Below are 21,247 nucleotides of genomic sequence, written 5' to 3' on the forward strand. Positions count from 1 at the left end.
GGCTCTTTACATATAAGGTGGAAATGAATCAATAAAGAACAAATATATTCAAATTCATTCTTTATTGAAATCAACCTTGGAAAACTCATCTTTATAAGTGAGAAGAGTGTCCACCTTGCATTACCCAGTATGTTCCGATAACAGTTACTAAAGTAATGATAATTGCAAAGATAACTTTGAACGATTGTAAACGTCCATCTTTACCTTCAGTTAAATGCATGAACATTAATAATTGAAGGGCAGCTTGAATGAAAGCAAAACCAAAGATGATAGTTACCTTAGCATGGAATGTCATATTAGTGTATAGAGTTACAAAAACTGCTAAAAGCGTTAGTACGATAGAAGCAATAAAACCTACTGTATGTTTTACGATTGTATTCATCCGCTATACACCATCCCTATCATATATACGGCAGTAAAGATGAAGACCCAAACAACATCTAGGAAGTGCCAGTATAAACTTACTATAAATAATTTAGGAGCATTGTATGAATCCAAACCACGAGTTCCGATTTGAATTAACAAACAAATAACCCAAACAATACCTAATGATACGTGTGCACCGTGCGTACCTAGTAATATAAAGAAACTAGACCAGAAGGAGCCAATAGTTGGGTTAACACCTTCAGAAGCATAGTGTGCGAATTCGTAAATTTCAAAACCTACGAATACAAGACCTAGGATAACTGTGATAATCATCCAAAACATCATTAAGTTTTGCTTTTCTTGTCGCATGTAGTAAATTGCAATACCACAAGTATAAGAACTAATTAATAATGCAAAAGTCATTATTAAAATCAAATGTAATTCGAATAAATCGGTAGTTAATTTACCACCATATCCGCCACCATGTTGTAACGTTAATAACGTTGCAAATAGGGTACCGAATAACGCAAATTCAGCTGTAAGGAAAATCCAAAAGCCAAGTTTATTTAATTCGCCTTCGTGTGTACGAGAATCAATAGTATTTGCATCATGACTCATGACTTACAGCCTCCCTTTCTTTAATTCGAGCTTCTCTTAAACGAGCTTCAGTTTCTGCAACTTCTGAAGCAGGGATGTGGTAACCATGATCAATTTGGAAACTTCTCCAAATCATAGTAATGAAGATACCTGCTAAACAGATAAGTGCTGGAACAATAGATTCGAAGATTAAGAAGAAACCACCAATAGTCATAAATATACCCATCCAGAATCCTACTGGAGTATTGTTTGGCATATGAATATCTTTGTAGTTATGGTTGTCTAAATAATGACGACCATGTTCCTTCATATCAACGAATGTATCGTAGTCATTCCAATCAGGAGTGATAGCAAAGTTGTATTTAGGTGGAATAGCTGATGCTGTAGACCACTCTAAAGTACGACCAAGTCCATCCCAGTTATCTCCAGTAGCTTCACGTGGAGCTTTGATATGACTATAAACGATACTTGCAACTAGGAATAAGAATCCAATTGCCATCAATACTGCACCGATAGTTGAGATGAAGTTTAGTAACCACCAACCATCAGAAGGCATGTAAGTGTATAGACGACGTGGCATACCATCTAAACCTAGAATGAATTGTGGTAAGAAACAAACGTTAAATCCGATCATGAAGAACCAGAAGCACCATTTGTTTAATGTTTCATTTAACTTGTAGCCCATCATTTTTGGATACCAGAAGATTAAACCAGCTAAGCAGGCAAATACTACACCAGTAACCAATGTATAGTGGAAGTGAGCTACTAAGAAATAAGTATTGTGATATTGATAGTCAGCTGATGCCATTGCAAGCATTACACCAGTAACCCCACCTAATAAGAAGTTAGGGATGAATGCTAATGAGAATAGCATTGGTGACTCAAATGTAATTCTACCTTTATATAATGTGAGCAACCAGTTAAATAGTTTAACTCCGGTTGGAACACCGATTAACATTGTTGAGATAGAGAAGAATGAGTTAATTAACGCACCATTACCCATAGTGAAGAAATGGTGAACCCAAACTAAGAAACTTAAGAATGCGATACCTGCAGTTGCCCAAATCATACTTTGATGACCGAATAAACGTTTACGGGCAAAAGTAGGGATGATTTCTGAGTACATACCGAATGCTGGCAAAATAACGATATAAACTTCAGGGTGCCCCCATACCCAGAAGAAGTTTGCCCAAAGCATTGGCATACCGCCATTTGCTACAGTGAAGAACTGAGTTCCAAAAATTCTATCAGCAGTCATTAAAGCAAGTGCTACAGTGAACACTGGGAATGCTAATATAACGATTAATGTTGTAATGAATGTTGTTACACTGAACATTGGCATTTGCATAAACTTCATTGTTGGCGTTTTACATCTTAGAATCGTAACAAAGAAGTTGATACCAGTCATTAACGATCCGATACCAGATATTTGAATTGCAATTAAATAATAGTTAACACCTGGACCTGGACTGAATTCACCAGCAAGTGGTGCGTAGTTAGTCCAACCAGCAGCTGGTGATCCACCTACAATAAATGATAGGTTGAATAAAATCATACCAGCGAAGAATAGCCAGAAACTAACGTTATTCATTACAGGGAAGGCAACATCGCGTGCACCAAGTTGTAATGGAATAACAACATTCCATAAACCAAAGATAAATGGCATAGCCATAAATATAATCATAATTACGCCGTGCGTAGTAAATACTTCATTATAGTGGTTTGCTTCCAAGAATTTGTTATCTGGAATTGTTAATTGAGTACGTAACATTAACGCATCGATACCACCACGAACGAACATTAATACGGCAGAAATTAAATACATGATACCGATTTTTTTATGGTCTACGGATGTGAACCATTCTTTATATAGATATTTCCATAATTTGAAATAAGATATAACTGCTATAAGGCCGATGACTAAGAATGGCGCAGCAATTTGTGCTGAGATAATCATCCAATTTCCTTTAACTAGTAGTTGATCCCATGGAAAATTCATTAATGTCCACCTCCATGATCATCGTGTTCTTTTTTGTGAAGTTTAGACGCATTTTCGTCTTTTGCTCCCTTAGAAATTTTTTCCATTTCTTTAGAGTTATGATCCTCTTCTTTTTTGAACTCATTATCGTATTTTTCATTGTTGCCGAGGATCATAGGTTTCATACCATGACGTTCATAGTTAGGGTTTGTTATATGAACCTTACGAGCAGGTTTGATTGGTTTATCTTTTACATCTTTGTATAAATCCTCTTCAGCTGTGAAGTTAGGATCTTTTTGTTCAAAGTTGTAACGTTTGTAAGCGTAGAAGATATACTCTGGATCAGCCGCAGGGTCAACAAACGCCATATGAGTACCACTGAATGTTAATTCTTTGTTAGAAGTGCTTGGTAAGAGTTGCTTATCAAAAGTATCTTGACTTAAAGTTTTCTTACCTTTAGCTTCTTTTACCCACTTATCAAAATCATTTTGACTTACAGAGTGAACTTTAAATGTTTGACGAGAGAATCCCTCACCATTGAAGTTTGAGTTACGACCTCTGAAAGTACCTAATTGATCAGCTGTTAAAGTCCAATTCATAGTCATACCAGTCATGGCATATTTCTGACCACCTAATTGTGGAATCCAGAAGCTTGTCATTGTATCCATAGATTGAAGCTTGAATACAACTGGTCGATCTTTAGGAATTGTTAATGTGTTAACAGTTTCAATATGTTGATCAGGGTAGGCAAAGAACCATTTATAGCCAGCACTTACTGCATAAACGACAAGTGGATCTTTGTCTTTTTCTGGTGGTTTTTCATAATCGTATAAAGTTTTAACTGTAGGAATAGCTAAAGCAATTACGATTAAAATAGGTACCACAAACCAAATTGTTTCAATTAAAGAATTGTGGTGCATCTTACCAGATTCGCTATTCTTTTTGTAGCTATATTTAAAAATAAAAATAGCGAACATGGAAAGCACTACAGCAACAATAACAAGCATGAAGATTATTGAATAGATAATCAAGAATTTCTGACTGCTTGCTACTGGCCCTTTTGCATTAAAAACTTCTATATTTGAACAACCACTAAGTAAAATTAGTGTGCCAAATAATAGAAGCAAAGACTTAAATTTTGACACTTTTTTTGACCTCCTAATACTACAAATGTAGGGCTTACCAATAATTTTAGTTTATTACACAATATTTACAAGAGTATGTTCAAAAAAAATTATTTATTAATATAATTGAGGTCTGTTAGTCCTAGATATGACGGGGTTTGTAAGATTTGTTAAAATTATGTGTACATTTTGTGAAAATAGACAAATTTAGCAAAATTACATGTAATACAACACATTATTGATAAATCTTATCAATTAGATACAAAAAAGGAATATTACTTATAGAAAAATATAATCTTATATAGAAAGAATTAAGTAGAAGAATATGTCTATAAGATGTGTCTGATTTTAGGCAGGCTAATAGTTGGATATATCGTTTTAGTTTATTGATTGAATGTTCTCTTAACTGATGCATAGCCATATGAAATAATTTCTAATTACAAAAATAAACGCTTATACAATTCATTTTTGTATAAACGTTCTCGTAATTTATATTTCATTAAAATGTATAATAGGTAGAAATTAAACAAAGATTATGTGTGATTAAGAGGAGAGGTTCATTTTACTTCAATATTTCTTATAGAAGTTTTTTCAGCACCATCAGAATCGGTAACTTGGTATTTCACTTTATACTTACCTGCTTTGGATGTATCAACTTGACCATCAATTTTGATTTTATGAGTAAGATCGCCGTCTTCTTTATCGTAAGCACTTATGCCTTTAAGTAAATTATATTCTTGTCCTTTTTCAATAACGATATCGTTAACACCTTTTAATTGAGGTTCAGTATTAGTAGTGGCTTCTGCATTTAAATTGGGTGTCACTAATGTAGCTGAAACTCCAAGTGCTGATAATGACTGTAGTAATTTGTTCATAACTTAACCTCCGTCTATTGAATCATCTATAATTTAAGTTTAATATACCCTATTTTTATTTTGCCGACATCATACTATGGTCTTAATATAACTTAATCAACATAAAAATTAAATCCTTTTTATGAAAATTTGATAAAGATTATGTAAATTGTGAATTGTTTGAAAACATTTACTGAAATTGAATTCGAAGTTTAGTGCTCAATTAATAAGTATTGTGAATTAGACGAAAATTCGTTGTTATATTTAAATGATTGATAAAGAAAAAATAGAATAAAATCAACTCATAAACTTATGTTCAACTCATTTATGGTTTGGAAGTAATACAGAAAAAGTCCATGACTACGTATTCATGTCACGGGCTTTTTCACTGATATTATTTTGTTAAGCCACGTCTTAATTTCTCTGCAAGAAGGGTGTTATTAAGTACCATTGTAATAGTTAAAGGACCAACACCACCTGGTACCGGAGTAATTGCACTAGCTATTTCTTTTACTTCATCATATGCTACATCTCCTTTTAATTTACCATTTTCATCAGGTGTATTACCAACATCTATAATTACTGCGCCTTCTTTAACATTTTCTTTAGTAACTAAACCAGGTTGTCCTACTGCGCTAACAATCACATCTGCTTGTTTTAAGTGTGCATTCATATTTTTTGTACGTGAATGTAAAATCGTAACAGTTGCGTTAGCTTGCAACAATAACTTTGAAACAGGTTGGCCAACAATATGACTACGACCAATAACAACTGCATTTTTCCCTTCTAAATTAATATCTGCGTGTTTTAAAATTTCCATAATACCTAGGGGTGTACATGGTACAAAGGTTTGCTCATCAATATACAATTTTCCAATATTTATTGGATGGAAACCATCTACATCTTTGTTCGGATTGATAGTTTCAAGTACTTTTTGTTCGCTTACCTGTTTAGGTAATGGCACTTGAACTAAAATACCACTAACAGTATCGTCATTGTTTAATCGATTAAGTTCGCTTAAAACTTCTTCTTCTGACGTGGATTCGTCTAAGTGAACAATTTCAGATATCATTCCAATTTTTTCTGCTGCTTTTTTCTTTGATTTTACATAACTTTGGCTTGCACCATCATTACCAACTAGTATGACTGATAATTTTGGAGTAAAACCATGTTCTTTTAATTCATTGACTTGATTTTTAAGTCTCTGTCTATATTCTTTTGCTATTTGCTTACCATCTAAAATTTTAGCAACCACCTTAAATTCCTCCTAATTGTTAATTAATATCTTAACTTTAACATTAATCAAAAAGAAAATGATAGTCAAAATACGTAAATTAATATTTAAATAAGTGTTAAAGTTCGATTTTTGATTGAAAAATACCGAATGGATTGTTATGCTATATGTGTAATATACAACTATTCCTAATAACAATCCAAAAGTTTCGAAAGGGTGTACAAAGTGAAAGTAGCAGTCATTATGGGCAGTTCCTCAGATTGGAAAATTATGAAAGAAAGTTGTTCGATGCTTGAAGAATTTGAAATACCGTACGAAAAGAAAGTCGTTTCAGCTCATCGTACGCCTCAAATGATGTTCAATTTCGCTCGTCAAGCACGTCAAAATGGTTTTGATATCATCATTGCCGGTGCAGGGGGAGCAGCACACTTACCTGGAATGGTAGCTTCCATGACAACATTGCCTGTGATTGGTGTACCAATCGAATCTAAAAGTCTAAAAGGTTTAGATTCATTACTATCTATCGTCCAAATGCCTGGTGGTATACCAGTTGCAACCACAGCAATTGGAAAATCAGGTGCTAAAAATGCTGGGATATTAGCGGCAAGAATGTTAGGAATAACAAATGAATCAGTTCAAAATAATTTGGAAAATTATGAAAAATCTTTAGTCGCAAAAGTGGAGGAAATGCAAAATGAACTTCAGTAAACTTAAATTTGGCGCGACAATAGGAATCATTGGCGGAGGGCAGTTAGGAAAAATGATGGCTCAGTCGGCTCAAAAAATGGGTTATAAGGTGATTGTCTTAGATCCTAATGAAAGTTGCCCATGTCGCTATGTCGCACATCAGTTTATTCATGCAAATTATGATGATGAGCAAGCCTTAAATCAGTTAGGTGAAAATTCTGATGTTGTTACTTACGAGTTTGAAAATATTTCGTCTGAACAATTAAAAAAACTCACTCAGTTATATCATATTCCTCAAGGTTACCAAGCTATTGAACTATTACAAGATAGGCTAACCGAGAAGCAAACATTACTAGAAGCAAATACTCAAATTGTTCCCTTTATACAAATTCAAACTAATCAAGACTTATTAAAAGCCATAGACAAATTAGGCTTTCCGTTCATAGTGAAAACACGTTTTGGTGGATATGATGGTAAAGGACAAATTTTGGTAAGAGATGATTCGGAATTAGACGAAGCATATCAGTTAGTTGAGAAGCAAGAATGTGTTGCTGAACAATATCTTGATATTAAAAAGGAAGTATCTCTTACAGTAACAATTGGAAATGAACAACAAACAACATACTTTCCTCTTCAAGAAAATGAGCATCAAAATCAAATATTATTTAAAACAGTCGTTCCGGCAAGAACTGATAAAGAATATGAAGCACGTAAGGAAGTTGAGAAAATCACTCGCGCAATACATTTTGTTGGAACCTTTACAGTAGAATTCTTTATTGATAAAGAAGATAACTTATATGTAAATGAAATTGCACCTAGACCACATAATTCTGGACACTATTCTATAGAAGCTTGTGATTACTCACAGTTTGATACACATATTCTAGCCATAACTGGTCAAAAACTTCCGCAAGCTATTGAATTATTAAAGCCAACAGTAATGATGAATTTATTAGGTCGGGATTTGGATTTGCTTGAAAATGAATTTAGCAGACACCCAGATTGGCATATTCACATTTACGGTAAGAAAGAAAGAAAACCTGATAGAAAAATGGGACATATGACTTTACTGACGGATGATGTCAATCAAACAGAACAATATATGTTAATGAAATTTGAAGGGAGAGACAAGTAAGTGTCATTGTTATATGAAGGTAAAGCTAAAAGAGTATTCACGACAAATATTGATGGTCAATTACGAGTTGAATATAAAGATGAAGTAACAGCAGGAAACGGTGCAAAAAAAGATACTATGATTGGCAAGGGTAAGTTAAATAATCAAATTACTTCTATTATATTTGATTATTTAACTCATAATCATATTGACAATCACTTTATTAAACAACTATCACAAACAGAACAACTCGTCCAACAAGTTGATATTATACCTTTAGAAGTAGTTGTTAGAAACATTGCCACTGGTTCGATAACAAAGCGTCTTGGTTTTAAAAAAGGGCATAAATTTGAAGAACCTTTAGTAGAATTCTTCTACAAAAAAGATGAACTTAATGATCCGCTTATTACTGATGACCATGTAAAATTACTCGGCATAGCGAACGATGAAGAAATAACACAACTTAAACAAATGGCTAAAGACATTAACCAAGTACTGATTCAATTGATGAATGAAATGAGTTTGAGACTTGTAGATTTTAAGGTTGAATTTGGTAAAACCAATAGTGGAAAAATTTTACTTGCAGATGAAATCTCTCCCGACACTTGCAGAATATGGGATAAAAATACGGATACTAACTTTGATAAAGATGTATATAGAAACAACACTGGCTCGCTTATTGAAACTTATCAAACATTTTTAAATAAATTGGAGGATCTTAAATAATGAAAACGATTGAACTACATATCACTTTACAACCACAGGTTTTAGATACACAAGGACAAGCTTTAAACCGAGCAGTTCACGATCTTGGTTATGAACAAGTGAATGACATTCGAGTAGGTAAAGTTTTGTATATGACAGTTAATGAACCAACTGACGAAGCTGTTGATAATATTATTACGACACTAAGTGAAAAGTTATTTGCCAATACAGTCATTGAAGAATATAGCTATAAAGTTATTGATGAAAAGGAGCAAGCATAATATGAAATTTGCAGTTCTTGTGTTCCCTGGTTCAAACTGCGATAGAGACATGTATAATGCAGCTATTAAATCAGGTGTTGATGCAGCATATGTCGATTATCGTGAAACGACTTTAGATGGTTTTGATGGTGTTTTAATACCTGGTGGTTTTTCATTTGGTGATTATTTGAGATCAGGAGCTATGGCAAGTGTTGCTCCGATTATTAAAGAAGTTAAGCGATTTGCGAAAGAAGGTAAGCCTGTTTTAGGAGTATGTAATGGGTTTCAAATTTTAACTGAGATTGGATTGTTACCAGGCGCATTACTTCATAATGACTCACATTTATTTATTAGTAGAAACGAAAATTTAAAAATTACTAATAATCAAACACCTTTTACGCATTTATATATGAAAAATGAGAATGTTGTTTATCCTGTAGCACATGGTGAAGGTCATTATTATTGTACTGATGAAATATATCGTGAACTCAACGACAACAATCAAATTATCCTTAAATATACGAATAACCCTAATGGATCTTATGAAGATATTGCAGGAATAGTTAATAAAGAGGGTAACGTTTGTGGGATGATGCCACACCCTGAACGCGCACTTGAAACATTGTTAGGAACAAATAGCGGTGTGAAATTGTTTGAATCAATGGTGAAAAGTTGGAGGGAACAAAATGTCTAAATTTATTGAACCAAGTAATGAAGAGATTAAACTTGAAAAACTTTATCAAGATATGGGATTAAGTGATAAAGAATATGACAAAGTGGTTGAAATTCTTGGTAGAGAACCCAACTTCACAGAAGTAGGAATTTTCTCAGTGATGTGGAGCGAACATTGCTCATATAAACATTCTAAACCATTTTTAAAACAATTTCCTACGACAGGAGAGCACGTATTAATGGGACCAGGAGAAGGTGCAGGTGTTGTAGATATAGGCGATAATCAAGCCGTAGTATTTAAAGTCGAGTCTCACAATCATCCATCTGCAATTGAACCTTATCAGGGTGCGGCAACTGGAGTTGGAGGTATTATTAGAGATATTGTTTCAATTGGTGCTCGTCCAATTAATTTACTAAATAGTCTTCGTTTTGGTGAGTTAACTGTAAAACAAAATCAACGATTACTTAAAGGTGTTGTAAGTGGTATTGGGGGATATGGAAACTGTATTGGCATTCCTACTACGGCTGGAGAGATTGAATTTGATGAACGCTATGATGGTAATCCATTAGTCAATGCTATGTGTGTAGGAATTATTGATCATGATATGGTCCAAAAAGGAACAGCTAAGGGTGTTGGTAATTCCGTTATATATGTAGGTTTAAAAACTGGGCGTGACGGTATTCATGGCGCAACATTTGCATCTGAAGAACTTACTGAGGAAAGTGAAAGTAAAAGACCTTCAGTACAAATTGGTGATCCATTTGTAGGCAAAAAGCTAATGGAAGCAACATTAGAAGCAATTACCTTTGATGAACTAGTAGGTATACAAGATATGGGAGCAGCTGGTTTAACTTCATCTTCATCTGAAATGGCAGCTAAAGGTGGTAGTGGTTTACATTTAAGACTTGATCAAGTTCCAACAAGAGAACCAGGAATTTCCCCATATGAAATGATGCTTTCTGAAACACAAGAAAGAATGCTGTTAGTTGTAGAAAAAGGTACAGAACAAAAGTTTTTAGATTTATTCAATAAACACGAACTAGATAGTGCAGTAATAGGCGAAGTAACAGACACTGACAGATTCGTGCTTACATACGATGATGAAGTGTATGCAGACATTCCTGTGCAACCTCTTGCTGATGAAGCACCAGTGTATATTTTAGAAGGGGAAGAAAAGGAATACAATACATCTAAAAACGATTACAGCAATATAGATGTACATGATACGTTTATCAAGTTATTACAACACCCTACAATAGCATCTAAACATCATTTATATGAACAATACGATCAACAAGTAGGAGCAAATACAATTATTAAGCCAGGTTTACAAGCTTCAGTTGTGCGCGTAGAAGGAACACAAAAAGCTATTGCTTCAACTATAGATGGTGAAGCACGTTATGTTTTCAACCAACCTTATGAAGGTGGGAAAATGGTTGTTGCTGAAGCCTATCGAAATTTGATTGCAGTAGGGGCGACACCATTAGCTATGACTGATTGTCTAAACTATGGTTCTCCAGAAAAGAAAGAAATCTATCAACAATTAATAGATTCAACAAAAGGGATGTCAGAAGCTTGTGAAGTGCTTCAAACTCCTGTAGTTTCAGGAAATGTTTCATTATATAACGAGACACGTGGAACCTCTATCTTCCCTACACCTGTCGTAGGTATGGTTGGTCTTATTGAAGACGTGAGCTATCTAAAAGAGTTTAAACCTAAAGCAGGAGATAAAATTTATTTAGTTGGTGAAACACGTGATGACTTTGGTGGCAGTCAATTGGAAAAATTGTTGTATGGATCAGTTAATCATGAGTTCGAATCTATTGATTTAAGTGATGAAGTTTCAAAAGGAAAATCAATCAAACAGGCTATTCGTAATGGCATTGCATCTCATGTACAAACGGTTGGTAAGGGAGGCTTATTAGTTACTTTAGCTAAAATTAGTGCCCATTATCATTTAGGTATGCAAGCTCAATTAGATGTGACCAATGCACAATTATTTAGTGAAACTCAAGGACGATATATTGTGATTGTTAAAGAAGGGCAAACGTTGGATATAGATCAAGCTCAAGAAATTGGGCAATTAACTCATCAGCAGTCATTTGATATATCAAACTCAGACGTAAAAATAAAAGAAAACGTTTCAGATATCAAACAAAAATGGGAAGGGGCTATAGTTCAATGTCTAACTACTCAGGATTAAATGAAGAATGTGGCGTTTTCGGTATTTGGAATCATCCTGAAGCAGCACAGTTAACATATATGGGTCTACATAGTTTGCAACACAGAGGTCAAGAGGGTGCAGGTATTGTAGTTTCAAATCACGAAACGCTAAAAGGTGAACGAGGATTAGGCTTATTAACTGAAGCAATTAAAGACGAACATATGTCAAATATAAAAGGTTATCCACATGCGATAGGACATGTTCGTTACGCAACCTCTGGTAATAAAGGCATTGAAAATATCCAACCATTTTTATATCACTTTTATGATATGAGCGTAGGTATATGTCACAACGGTAATTTAATTAATGCTAAATCACTACGTCAAAATTTAGAAGAACAAGGTGCGATTTTCCATTCATCTTCTGACACTGAAGTCATTATGCACTTAATTCGTCGCAGTAAGGCGCCGACATTTGAAGAAGCATTGAAAGAGAGTTTGCGACTCATTAAGGGTGGATTTACTTTTGCCATCCTAACAAAAGATGCGTTGTACGGTGCAGTAGATCCTAATGCTATTCGACCATTAGTAGTTGGAAAAATGGAGAACGGTGCTTATATTTTAGCAAGTGAAACATGCGCGATTGATGTTTTAGGTGCTGAATTTGTACAAGATATCCATGCAGGTGAGTATGTAGTTATTACGGATAAAGGTATAGAAGTTAAGACATACACTAGACAAACGACAACTGCAATATCAGCTATGGAATATATTTATTTTGCGAGACCTGATTCAACGATTGCTGGAAAAAATGTTCATGCAGTACGAAAAGCATCAGGTAAACGTTTAGCACAGGAAAACCCAGCAAAAGCAGATATGGTAATAGGCGTACCTAATTCATCATTATCTGCAGCAAGTGGCTATGCTGAAGAAATAGGACTGCCATATGAAATGGGACTAGTTAAAAATCAATATGTTGCTCGAACTTTTATACAACCTACTCAGGAATTAAGAGAGCAAGGTGTACGTGTAAAACTGTCGGCTGTTAAGGATATTGTTGATGGTAAAGATATCGTACTTGTAGATGATTCGATTGTTCGAGGTACAACGATTAAACGCATAGTTAAAATGCTTAAGGATTCAGGAGCTAACCGTATTCACGTAAGAATTGCTTCTCCCGAATTTATGTTCCCTAGTTTTTATGGTATTGACGTATCTACAACAGCTGAACTCATCTCAGCAAGTAAGTCTCCGGAGGAAATTAAAAATCATATTGGTGCAGATTCTCTTGCTTATTTAAGTGTTGATGGCTTAATCGAGTCTATAGGACTTGATTATGATGCGCCATATCATGGCTTGTGTGTAGAAAGTTTTACAGGTGATTATCCAGCAGGACTTTACGATTATGAAAAAAATTATAAAAAGCATTTAAGTGAACGTCAAAAATCATATATAGCTAATAATAAACATTATTTTGATAGTGAGGGAAATTTGCATGTCTAAAGCATATGAGGAATCTGGTGTAAATATTCAAGCAGGATATGAAGCAGTTGAGAGAATAACAAGTCATGTTGAACGTACATTGCGTAAAGAAGTATTAGGTGGTTTAGGTGGATTTGGTGCAACATTTGATTTGTCCCAATTAAATATGAAAGCGCCAGTTCTGGTATCAGGTACTGACGGTGTGGGTACAAAGTTAAAATTAGCAATTGACTATGGAAAGCATGACACAATTGGTATTGATGCTGTCGCAATGTGTGTAAATGATATTTTAACAACAGGTGCTGAGCCTTTATACTTTTTAGACTATATTGCCACGAATAAAGTAGTGCCAAGTACCATAGAGCAAATCGTTAAAGGTATAAGTGACGGTTGTGAACAAACCAATACGGCACTTATAGGCGGTGAAACTGCTGAAATGGGAGAAATGTATCATGAAGGTGAATATGATATTGCTGGTTTTGCAGTAGGCGCTGTAGAGAAAGAGGACTATATTGATGGTTCGAATGTTGAAGAAGGACAAGCAATTATTGGTTTAGCTTCAAATGGTATTCATTCCAATGGTTATAGTCTAGTCAGAAAAATGATAAAAGAGTCAGGAGTTCAATTACATGATCAATTTAATGGTCAAACCTTTTTAGAAACCTTCCTTGCACCAACAAAATTGTATGTAAAGCCTATTCTTGAATTAAAGAAACATGTTGATATCAAAGCGATGAGCCATATTACCGGTGGAGGTTTTTATGAAAATATTCCGCGTGCCCTTCCTAAAGGTTTATCAGCAAAAATAGATACACAATCATTCCCAACGTTAGAAGTCTTCGATTGGCTTCAAAAACAGGGCAACATTTCAACGAATGAAATGTATAACATATTTAATATGGGCATTGGATATATAGTTATTGTTGACAAAAAAGATGTTCAAACAACATTAACAACGTTACGTGCAATGGATACAACTGCATATGAAATTGGTGAAATTATAAAAGATGATGATACACCTATTCATTTATTGGAGGTAGAATAGTGACCAATATCGCGATTTTTGCCTCAGGATCAGGTAGTAACTTTGAAAATATCGTAAAACATATTCAATCAGGGCAATTGTCTGGTATCAATGTAACGGCATTGTATACAGATAATGAAGGGGTACCCTGTATTGATAGAGCTAAAAATTTAAATATTCCAATTCATATTAACAAGCCAAAAGACTTTTCATCCAAATCTTTATATGAACAGCATCTACTTAAATTATTATCCAGTGAGGAAGTTCAGTGGATTGTATTAGCTGGTTATATGAGATTAATTGGACAAGACTTATTACAAGCTTATGAAGGACGGATATTAAATATACATCCCTCATTATTACCTAAATTCAAAGGTTTAGATGCCATAGGACAAGCGTTAGAGAGTGGAGATACTGTCACTGGATCAACTGTCCATTATGTAGATAGTGGGATGGATACGGGAGAAATTATTGAACAACAGCAATGTGATATAAAACCGGACGATACTAAAGAACAATTAGAAGATAGAGTAAAACATTTAGAATATGAACTTTATCCAAGAGTTATAGCTAAAATCATTAAATAGAGGAGTATCTTATAGAATGAAAAAAGCAATATTAAGCGTTTCTAATAAAAGTGGAATTGTCGAGTTTGCAAAAGCATTAACTAACTTAGACTATGAACTGTATTCTACGGGTGGTACAAAACGTGTATTGGAAGATGCGAATATCAATATTAAGTCCGTGTCAGAGTTAACACAATTTCCAGAAATTATGGATGGTCGTGTTAAAACACTACATCCAGCTGTCCATGGTGGTATTTTAGCTGATCGAGATAAGGAACGTCATTTAGAGCAATTACGAGAACAACATATTGATTTAATTGATATGGTAGTGGTCAACCTATATCCTTTCCAACAGACTGTTGCTCAACCTGAGGTAACAGAAACTGATGCAATAGAAAATATTGATATCGGTGGACCTACAATGTTAAGAGCAGCTGCTAAAAACTTTAAACATGTTACAACTATCGTACATCCTTCCGATTACAACGAGGTTATTGAGAGAATTAAAAATCAACAATTGGACGAAGCATATAGAAAATCGCTAATGGTTAAAGTTTTCCAACATACAAATGAATATGATCATGCTATTGTTAACTATTTCAAAGATAATAAGGAAACACTAAGATATGGTGAAAACCCTCAGCAATCTGCATATTTTGTTAGAACATCTGATAGCAAACATACGATTGCTGGTGCAAAACAATTACATGGTAAACAATTGAGTTTTAATAATATTAAAGACGCAGATGCAGCGCTCAGTTTAGTAAAAAAATTCAACGAGCCAACTGCTGTAGCAGTAAAACATATGAACCCGTGTGGAGTAGGAATTGGACAGTCGATTGATGAAGCATTTCAACATGCTTATGAAGCGGATAATCAATCAATATTTGGTGGTATTATAGCATTGAATAGAACAGTAGATGTTAAATTAGCTGAAGCATTACATTCTATCTTTTTAGAAGTAATTATTGCACCTCAATTTACTGAGGAAGCTTTAAAAATATTGACACAAAAGAAAAATATTCGTTTATTACAAATAGATATGACAATTGATAATGCTGAACAAGAATTTGTTTCCGTTTCAGGTGGTTACTTAGTACAAGATAAAGATAATAAAGATGTGACTCGAAACGACATGACTGTTGCTACCGACACTCAACCTACAGAAGCACAGTGGGAAGCTATGCTGCTAGGTTGGAAAGTTGTAAGTGCCGTTAAGAGTAATGCAGTGATATTGAGTAACAACAAACAAACAGTTGGTATAGGTGCAGGACAAATGAATCGTGTAGGTTCCGCTAAAATTGCAATCGAAAGAGCAATAGAAATTAACGATAATGTTGCGCTTGTTTCAGATGGTTTCTTCCCAATGGGAGATACAGTTGAATATGCGGCCGAACATGGTATTAAGGCAATTATTCAACCAGGTGGTTCAATTAAAGATCAAGATTCTATTGATATGGCTAATAAATATGGCATTACAATGGTTATGACAGGTATGCGTCATTTTAAACATTAATTTTTGAAAAGAAAGGGGTAATCTATTGAAAGTTTTAATAGTTGGAGCTGGTGGACGTGAACATGCATTAGCTTCTAAAATCAATCAATCTCCAATTGTAGATAAGGTTTACGCGATTCCAGGAAATGATGCAATGGTCAATATTGCTGAAGTGCACGGTGAAATTGCTGAATCAGATCATCAAGCTATTTTACATTTTGCTCACCATAACGCAATTGATTGGGTAATCATTGGCCCTGAACAACCTTTAATAGATGGGTTAGCTGATTTATTAAGAAATGCAAATATTAAAGTGTTTGGTCCAGGACAAGATGCGGCTCAAATTGAAGGTTCAAAATTATTTGCCAAGCAATTAATGGACAAATATCATATTCCTACAGCAGAATATAAAGAAGTAAGTTCACGTAACGAGGCGTTGCAATATGTTGAAACTTGTGATTTACCAATCGTAATAAAGAAAGACGGTTTAGCAGCAGGTAAAGGGGTTATTATTGCTTTTACAAGAGAAGACGCATTAGAAGGGGTCAAAACAATTTATCAAGAAGAAAAAGGGAAAGTCGTTTTCGAAAGTTATTTAGAAGGAGAAGAGTTTTCTTTAATGACTTTTGTAAATGGAGATTATGCGGTTCCTTTCGACTGTATTGCTCAAGATCATAAGCGAGCATTTGATAATGATCAAGGACCAAATACTGGTGGAATGGGCGCATATTGCCCAGTACCACACATTGATGCATCTGTTCTTGAGCAAACTAATAAGGAGATTGCTCAACCTATTGCTAAAGCTATGGCACAAGAAGGTCATGACTTCTTTGGATTACTATACATTGGTGCAATTTTAACAAAAGATGGACCTAAAGTTATCGAGTTTAATGCACGTTTTGGTGATCCTGAAGCACAAGTATTATTAACACGTTTAGAAAGTGACTTAATGCAACTCATTATCGATTTGGAAAATTGTAAACCTATTCATTTTAACTGGAAAGATGAAGCTGTTGTAGGAGTAATGCTAGCATCTAAAGGATACCCTGGTACATATGAAAAAGGGCATGAAATAAGTGGTTTTAATCTAGATTCTCATTATTATGTGAGTGGATTAAAGAAAGAAGGTCAATGTTTTGTGAATTCTGGCGGACGAGTTATCCTAGCTATAGGGGAAGGTCCAACAGTTGAAAAAGCACAAGCAAACGCATATGAACATGCACGACAAATAAAAAGTGACAATCTTTTTTATCGTAATGATATTGGCAATAAAGCCATTACTAAGTAAAATTGGTTGTTCAATTCGAAATAAAGTCCTTCGTTGATTGGATATGATCAACGAAGGACATTTTTTTATGATTTCTATTTACATTGGAATAAAATGAATATTTACTTTTAATTAAATATTGGGTGTGTAATTATTAGTCTAATTGTCCAAAACGGACATCATGAATACCGGTAATTGGAAGGTATGATGATAAGACAAATGACAAAGTAATGATAATTAATATACAAGCAACAAAGATGATATCTTTATATGAAAATGGAACCCGATAGTAGTATGTTCTTGGACCATCTTTAAAGCCTTTAGACTCCATTGCAACAGAAAGTTGATGTGCACGTCGAATATTTTGACTTAATAAAGGTATGACCAAGTGGTTAAGACGCTTGATTCCTTTATAGTTAGATGCATCTATCATTTGATAACGCATTTTTAGGGACCGTCTTAATTGAATAAGAGAACTTATTATAAGTGGAACCATTCTAATCGCTGCCATAAAAGCATAAGCAAATTTAGGCTTCACCTTTAAATGTTGCATTAAACTATAAAAAATCATTACAATTTGTGAAGTCAGTGCGATTAGTATACCAAACATTGAAACGGTAATTGTTCTCATAGATAGATGAAGACCTCGTACAATACTTTCTGTACTTATTTGCAAAATACCAAATTTTACAAGCATATGTTCTCCATCACCATATAAAATCATAAATAATGACGACATCAAGGCAAAGAGTGTTGTGACTAATATAAAAATGGCAGTTATTTTAAATTCTGTACCGTTAAATAAAAGTAAGAACATAAACATTAATATAACGATATAAATCATAAAGTCAAAGTTATGGATAAATATAATGAAAAAGAATAATGCGATACCTAAAAGTAACTTAGTAATGATATTTACATCATCAACGAAGGTGTGGCGTTTTTTCCATCTTTCAAACAATGTGTTCACCTTCCATTTCTTTAAGACACCCATCTTCCACGCGTAATCGTCTTGTTGGATATCGTTTAATAATTTCTGGATCATGTGTCACCATGATAATTGTTTGACCTTGATTAACGCGTTCTTGAAATAACTTGATAAGTTGAAATGTATTATGACTATCTAGGCCGAATGTTGGCTCATCTAATAAAATAATCTCTGCCTTTGAACTTAATGCTGTTGCAACACTTAAACGACGCTTTTGACCTGTTGATATTTCAAAAGGATGATGATCCTTAACTTGATCTAAATGTAATAATTTTAATAAATCCATAGTTTCATCATTCGCATGCTTAGGGTCTAAGTGATTATAATGAATATACACTTCATCATAAACAGAATTCGTAATAAATTGTAATTCAGGATTCTGATATACCAAATACATATGCTTTGCCGCTTGTTTAATTTTAGATAATAATTGGTCGCGATAAAACATGTTACCTTCATATTTAATTAGTTGTAACATAGCTTCTAGTAAAGAGGTTTTACCAGCGCCATTTTTACCAGTGATTGTTAACCATTCACCTGAATACAGTTTAAGCTCCTTGGATGAAAAAAGTGTCTTTTTACCTCTAATAATTTGCCCGTCGTCAAAATGAAATAAGAGATTCTTTGTTTGATTAGGTAATGGGATGGGGCGTGGTGCACTCTGCCATGCTCTAGGGTGCCAAACTCCGTATTCAGTTAATAGCGCTTCATAATGATTTAAGATTTGTTCAGGGGTGTCGTCAGCAACAATTTGACCATCATAATTTAATAACAATACGCGGTCAACATGTTGCCAAATATGTTCAACCTTATGCTCAACAATTAAAACTGTTTGATCTTCCCAAAGATTGATTAATTTCTTCCATAAATCTTCAGTTGCTTTTACGTCGAGCATTGCAGTAGGCTCATCTAAAAAAAGTGTCTTTGATTTTTGTAGTATTGTTTCAACAATAGCTAACTTCTGTTTCATACCACCACTTAGATTGTTGACATATGTTTTATGAGTAACATTGAGGTCTACAGACTTTAACGCGTCTTCGATTTCTTGATCCATCTCACTTCTAGGAATATTTCTATTTTCTAAAACAAATGCAAGTTCCTCATATACTTTTGGCATACAAAATTGATTATCTGGATCTTGAAATATAACGCCACTATCATGATCAATATTCAATTCATCATATTTCATCGGAAGTTCAATTAAATTAGGTACTATTCCACTTAATACATTAAGTAATGTGCTTTTACCTGATCCGGAAGGACCGAGTAAAAGCACTTTTTCTTTATTTTTAATCTCAAGATTTAAGTTGTTGAATATTTTCCTATCTCCATTCGGATACTTTAAACGTAAATTTTTAACACGTAACAATTAAAAAATCCCCTTATAGGTTATCGTAATCTTGTTGTGATGCTGGTCTGAAGAATTTAGTTACACCAGTTTTATCTAATGCTTTGACAATCCAGTATGAAACTAAACCAGCTAATACAATTCCGCTAATTGAACGGAAAATGATAAATAGTAGTAAGTTCCATCCAGCAACTTCGTTTAGGTAACCATAGAAGTAATCCACTGGGAAAGAGATTAAAGCAGTTGCTAATCCAGCAAGCATTGCTACAGCAGCAGAACGTGATTTATATTTAAAAATAGCAAATATAATTTCACAAGCCAGTCCCTGTAATATCGCATATATGATAGTAGGTATATCAAATTTTCCCATGACAATCGTTTCACCAGCTCCAGCTGCGATTTCTGCTAATAATGCTATACCTGGCTTAGGAATGATTAAGTAACAAACGACTGCTGCCATAAACCATACACCATATGTAAGTTGTTCTAAGTGAATACCCGCAACTTGTACAATATTGTAAACAAACCACCATAAGTTATAAATGATGGCAAATACTACTGAAATTAAAACTGTCACAAGAATTTCAGATAGTTTTAAACCTTTTGACATAAAAACATCCTCCTAAAAAACGCACAACCATCTCTAGGAAAGTTGTGCGTCAGAAGCAACATCTAATCATAATTCATTAGATGTATAACAACACTTTCCTACGCTAGTAACTAGCTAGATCAGGTTCGAAGGGTTTGAGGTTGGCCTCATCTCAGTAAAGAATACACCCCTAGTGCGTTCAATTATTTAATTAACTTAAATGTATGATTTTTATTATATATTGTCAAGGTTATTTCAAGTATTGTTATTTAAACAAGAAATATATTTACTATTTTAGAGATGAATTGCAATAAATGTGTATCATGATGAAGTTTATAGAATTAACGATTTAAATTTTTCTAACAAATCTTTAATTTGATGTTAAAAATAGCTAAATAAAAAAGATTAGTATAGTTTTAAGTGAATTAAATTAAAAAATAACCAATTGTTTGTGTTATTACACAAAGAGGGGTAAAATATACTTGAAAGCGATATCATACAGATTTTCAAACTTTTATTTAATTGGAGTGATGTTTCTATGTATTATACAAATAGTAATTACGAAGCGTTTGCTCGACCTAAAAAACCTGAAAATGTTGATAGTAAATCAGCCTATTTAATAGGGTCTGGATTAGCTTCTTTAGCTGCAGCATGTTTTTTAATTAGAGATGGACAAATGAAAGGCGAAAATATCCATATTTTGGAAGAGTTAGATATCTCAGGCGGAAGTTTG

Annotated in this window: 21 protein-coding genes and 1 riboswitch; of the genes, 12 read left to right on the forward strand and 9 right to left on the reverse strand. The window is 33.9% G+C overall.

Annotation, left to right across the window (positions count from 1 at the left end):
* Positions 1-91: 91 nt before the first annotated feature.
* From qoxD to folD, 6 genes are all read right to left on the reverse strand, one after another.
* A complete protein-coding gene (gene qoxD, locus ACVBFA_RS08665) occupies positions 92-382 on the reverse strand; it encodes a cytochrome aa3 quinol oxidase subunit IV (RefSeq protein WP_001831700.1) in 291 nt (96 codons plus the stop codon).
* Positions 379-984 carry a cytochrome aa3 quinol oxidase subunit III gene (qoxC, locus tag ACVBFA_RS08670; protein ID WP_001831738.1) on the reverse strand — a complete coding sequence of 202 codons (606 nt, stop codon included), beginning with the start codon at positions 982-984 and terminating at the stop codon, positions 379-381. Before qoxC ends, qoxD begins: the two co-directional genes overlap by 4 nt.
* Positions 974-2,962 (reverse strand): cytochrome aa3 quinol oxidase subunit I, encoded by a 1,989-nt coding sequence (qoxB, locus tag ACVBFA_RS08675; RefSeq protein ID WP_001831713.1) that lies wholly within the window; start codon positions 2,960-2,962, stop codon positions 974-976. Before qoxB ends, qoxC begins: the two co-directional genes overlap by 11 nt.
* A complete protein-coding gene (gene qoxA, locus ACVBFA_RS08680) occupies positions 2,962-4,086 on the reverse strand; it encodes a cytochrome aa3 quinol oxidase subunit II (RefSeq protein WP_001831736.1) in 1,125 nt (374 codons plus the stop codon). Before qoxA ends, qoxB begins: the two co-directional genes overlap by 1 nt.
* 536 nt (positions 4,087-4,622) lie before the next feature.
* Positions 4,623-4,940, reverse strand: a complete 318-nt coding sequence (locus tag ACVBFA_RS08685; RefSeq protein ID WP_001831741.1) for a DUF5011 domain-containing protein — start codon at positions 4,938-4,940, stop codon at positions 4,623-4,625.
* A gap of 373 nt (positions 4,941-5,313) precedes the next feature.
* Positions 5,314-6,174, reverse strand: a complete 861-nt coding sequence (gene folD, locus ACVBFA_RS08690) for a bifunctional methylenetetrahydrofolate dehydrogenase/methenyltetrahydrofolate cyclohydrolase FolD (protein ID WP_002486581.1) — start codon at positions 6,172-6,174, stop codon at positions 5,314-5,316.
* A gap of 204 nt (positions 6,175-6,378) precedes the next feature.
* On the opposite strand from folD, the gene purE reads away from it, so the two are divergent.
* From purE to purD, 11 genes are read left to right on the forward strand one after another with little or no spacing between them, the layout of a single operon-like run.
* Positions 6,379-6,861, forward strand: a complete 483-nt coding sequence (gene purE / locus ACVBFA_RS08695; RefSeq protein WP_002457464.1) for a 5-(carboxyamino)imidazole ribonucleotide mutase — start codon at positions 6,379-6,381, stop codon at positions 6,859-6,861.
* Positions 6,848-7,975: a 5-(carboxyamino)imidazole ribonucleotide synthase gene (purK, locus tag ACVBFA_RS08700; protein WP_002486595.1), complete on the forward strand. Its 1,128-nt coding sequence runs from the start codon at positions 6,848-6,850 to the stop codon at positions 7,973-7,975. Before purE ends, purK begins: the two co-directional genes overlap by 14 nt.
* Positions 7,976-8,680 (forward strand): phosphoribosylaminoimidazolesuccinocarboxamide synthase, encoded by a 705-nt coding sequence (purC, locus tag ACVBFA_RS08705; RefSeq protein WP_002486585.1) that lies wholly within the window; start codon positions 7,976-7,978, stop codon positions 8,678-8,680.
* Positions 8,680-8,940, forward strand: a complete 261-nt coding sequence (gene purS / locus ACVBFA_RS08710; protein ID WP_002446149.1) for a phosphoribosylformylglycinamidine synthase subunit PurS — start codon at positions 8,680-8,682, stop codon at positions 8,938-8,940. The genes purC and purS overlap by 1 nt, the downstream gene beginning before the upstream one ends.
* A gap of 1 nt (position 8,941) precedes the next feature.
* Positions 8,942-9,613 carry a phosphoribosylformylglycinamidine synthase I gene (purQ, locus tag ACVBFA_RS08715; protein ID WP_002475236.1) on the forward strand — a complete coding sequence of 224 codons (672 nt, stop codon included), beginning with the start codon at positions 8,942-8,944 and terminating at the stop codon, positions 9,611-9,613.
* Positions 9,606-11,795, forward strand: coding sequence for a phosphoribosylformylglycinamidine synthase subunit PurL (purL, locus tag ACVBFA_RS08720; RefSeq protein ID WP_126122420.1), 2,190 nt, complete (start codon positions 9,606-9,608; stop codon positions 11,793-11,795). The genes purQ and purL overlap by 8 nt, the downstream gene beginning before the upstream one ends.
* Positions 11,774-13,258, forward strand: a complete 1,485-nt coding sequence (gene purF / locus ACVBFA_RS08725) for an amidophosphoribosyltransferase (RefSeq protein WP_002486592.1) — start codon at positions 11,774-11,776, stop codon at positions 13,256-13,258. Before purL ends, purF begins: the two co-directional genes overlap by 22 nt.
* Positions 13,251-14,282, forward strand: coding sequence for a phosphoribosylformylglycinamidine cyclo-ligase (gene purM, locus ACVBFA_RS08730; RefSeq protein ID WP_002446153.1), 1,032 nt, complete (start codon positions 13,251-13,253; stop codon positions 14,280-14,282). Before purF ends, purM begins: the two co-directional genes overlap by 8 nt.
* The gene (purN, locus tag ACVBFA_RS08735; protein ID WP_002475231.1) at positions 14,282-14,848 is read left to right on the forward strand and encodes a phosphoribosylglycinamide formyltransferase; all 567 of its coding nucleotides are present in this window, start codon (positions 14,282-14,284) and stop codon (positions 14,846-14,848) included. The genes purM and purN overlap by 1 nt, the downstream gene beginning before the upstream one ends.
* Before the next feature lie 16 nt (positions 14,849-14,864).
* Complete coding sequence (gene purH / locus ACVBFA_RS08740; RefSeq protein ID WP_002475238.1) at positions 14,865-16,343, forward strand: bifunctional phosphoribosylaminoimidazolecarboxamide formyltransferase/IMP cyclohydrolase; 1,479 nt, start codon at positions 14,865-14,867, stop codon at positions 16,341-16,343.
* 25 nt (positions 16,344-16,368) lie between these two features.
* On the forward strand, positions 16,369-17,610 hold the full coding sequence (gene purD / locus ACVBFA_RS08745) for a phosphoribosylamine--glycine ligase (RefSeq protein WP_002486589.1): 1,242 nt from the start codon (positions 16,369-16,371) through the stop codon (positions 17,608-17,610).
* A gap of 133 nt (positions 17,611-17,743) precedes the next feature.
* Here the strand turns inward: purD and ACVBFA_RS08750 are convergent, their stop codons facing one another.
* The 3 genes from ACVBFA_RS08750 to ACVBFA_RS08760 are packed head-to-tail and all read right to left on the reverse strand — an operon-like array spanning position 17,744 to position 20,535.
* Positions 17,744-18,550, reverse strand: a complete 807-nt coding sequence (locus ACVBFA_RS08750) for an energy-coupling factor transporter transmembrane component T family protein (RefSeq protein ID WP_002475234.1) — start codon at positions 18,548-18,550, stop codon at positions 17,744-17,746.
* Positions 18,543-19,946 carry an ABC transporter ATP-binding protein gene (locus tag ACVBFA_RS08755; protein WP_002490058.1) on the reverse strand — a complete coding sequence of 468 codons (1,404 nt, stop codon included), beginning with the start codon at positions 19,944-19,946 and terminating at the stop codon, positions 18,543-18,545. The genes ACVBFA_RS08750 and ACVBFA_RS08755 overlap by 8 nt, the downstream gene beginning before the upstream one ends.
* Before the next feature lie 13 nt (positions 19,947-19,959).
* On the reverse strand, positions 19,960-20,535 hold the full coding sequence (locus ACVBFA_RS08760; protein WP_002446159.1) for an ECF transporter S component: 576 nt from the start codon (positions 20,533-20,535) through the stop codon (positions 19,960-19,962).
* 78 nt (positions 20,536-20,613) lie between these two features.
* Positions 20,614-20,716: riboswitch (TPP riboswitch) on the reverse strand.
* A gap of 336 nt (positions 20,717-21,052) precedes the next feature.
* On the opposite strand from ACVBFA_RS08760, the gene ACVBFA_RS08765 reads away from it, so the two are divergent.
* On the forward strand, positions 21,053-21,247 hold a 195-nt coding region (locus ACVBFA_RS08765; RefSeq protein ID WP_002446160.1), incomplete at its 3' end, for an oleate hydratase.

The sequence above is a fragment of the Staphylococcus sp. MSU001 genome (assembly GCF_052976705.1).

Excerpts from the sequence above, each read along its gene's own strand:
- qoxD (WP_001831700.1), bottom strand. The coding sequence starts at position 382 with ATGAATACAATCGTAAAACATACAGTAGGTTTTATTGCTTCTATCGTA.
- purM (WP_002446153.1), top strand. The coding sequence starts at position 13,251 with ATGTCTAAAGCATATGAGGAATCTGGTGTAAATATTCAAGCAGGATAT.
- purK (WP_002486595.1), top strand. The coding sequence starts at position 6,848 with ATGAACTTCAGTAAACTTAAATTTGGCGCGACAATAGGAATCATTGGC.
- ACVBFA_RS08760 (WP_002446159.1), bottom strand. The coding sequence starts at position 20,535 with ATGTCAAAAGGTTTAAAACTATCTGAAATTCTTGTGACAGTTTTAATT.
- qoxB (WP_001831713.1), bottom strand. The coding sequence starts at position 2,962 with ATGAATTTTCCATGGGATCAACTACTAGTTAAAGGAAATTGGATGATT.
- purL (WP_126122420.1), top strand. The coding sequence starts at position 9,606 with ATGTCTAAATTTATTGAACCAAGTAATGAAGAGATTAAACTTGAAAAA.
- ACVBFA_RS08685 (WP_001831741.1), bottom strand. The coding sequence starts at position 4,940 with ATGAACAAATTACTACAGTCATTATCAGCACTTGGAGTTTCAGCTACA.
- qoxC (WP_001831738.1), bottom strand. The coding sequence starts at position 984 with ATGAGTCATGATGCAAATACTATTGATTCTCGTACACACGAAGGCGAA.
- purQ (WP_002475236.1), top strand. The coding sequence starts at position 8,942 with ATGAAATTTGCAGTTCTTGTGTTCCCTGGTTCAAACTGCGATAGAGAC.
- purH (WP_002475238.1), top strand. The coding sequence starts at position 14,865 with ATGAAAAAAGCAATATTAAGCGTTTCTAATAAAAGTGGAATTGTCGAG.
- purS (WP_002446149.1), top strand. The coding sequence starts at position 8,680 with ATGAAAACGATTGAACTACATATCACTTTACAACCACAGGTTTTAGAT.
- purF (WP_002486592.1), top strand. The coding sequence starts at position 11,774 with ATGTCTAACTACTCAGGATTAAATGAAGAATGTGGCGTTTTCGGTATT.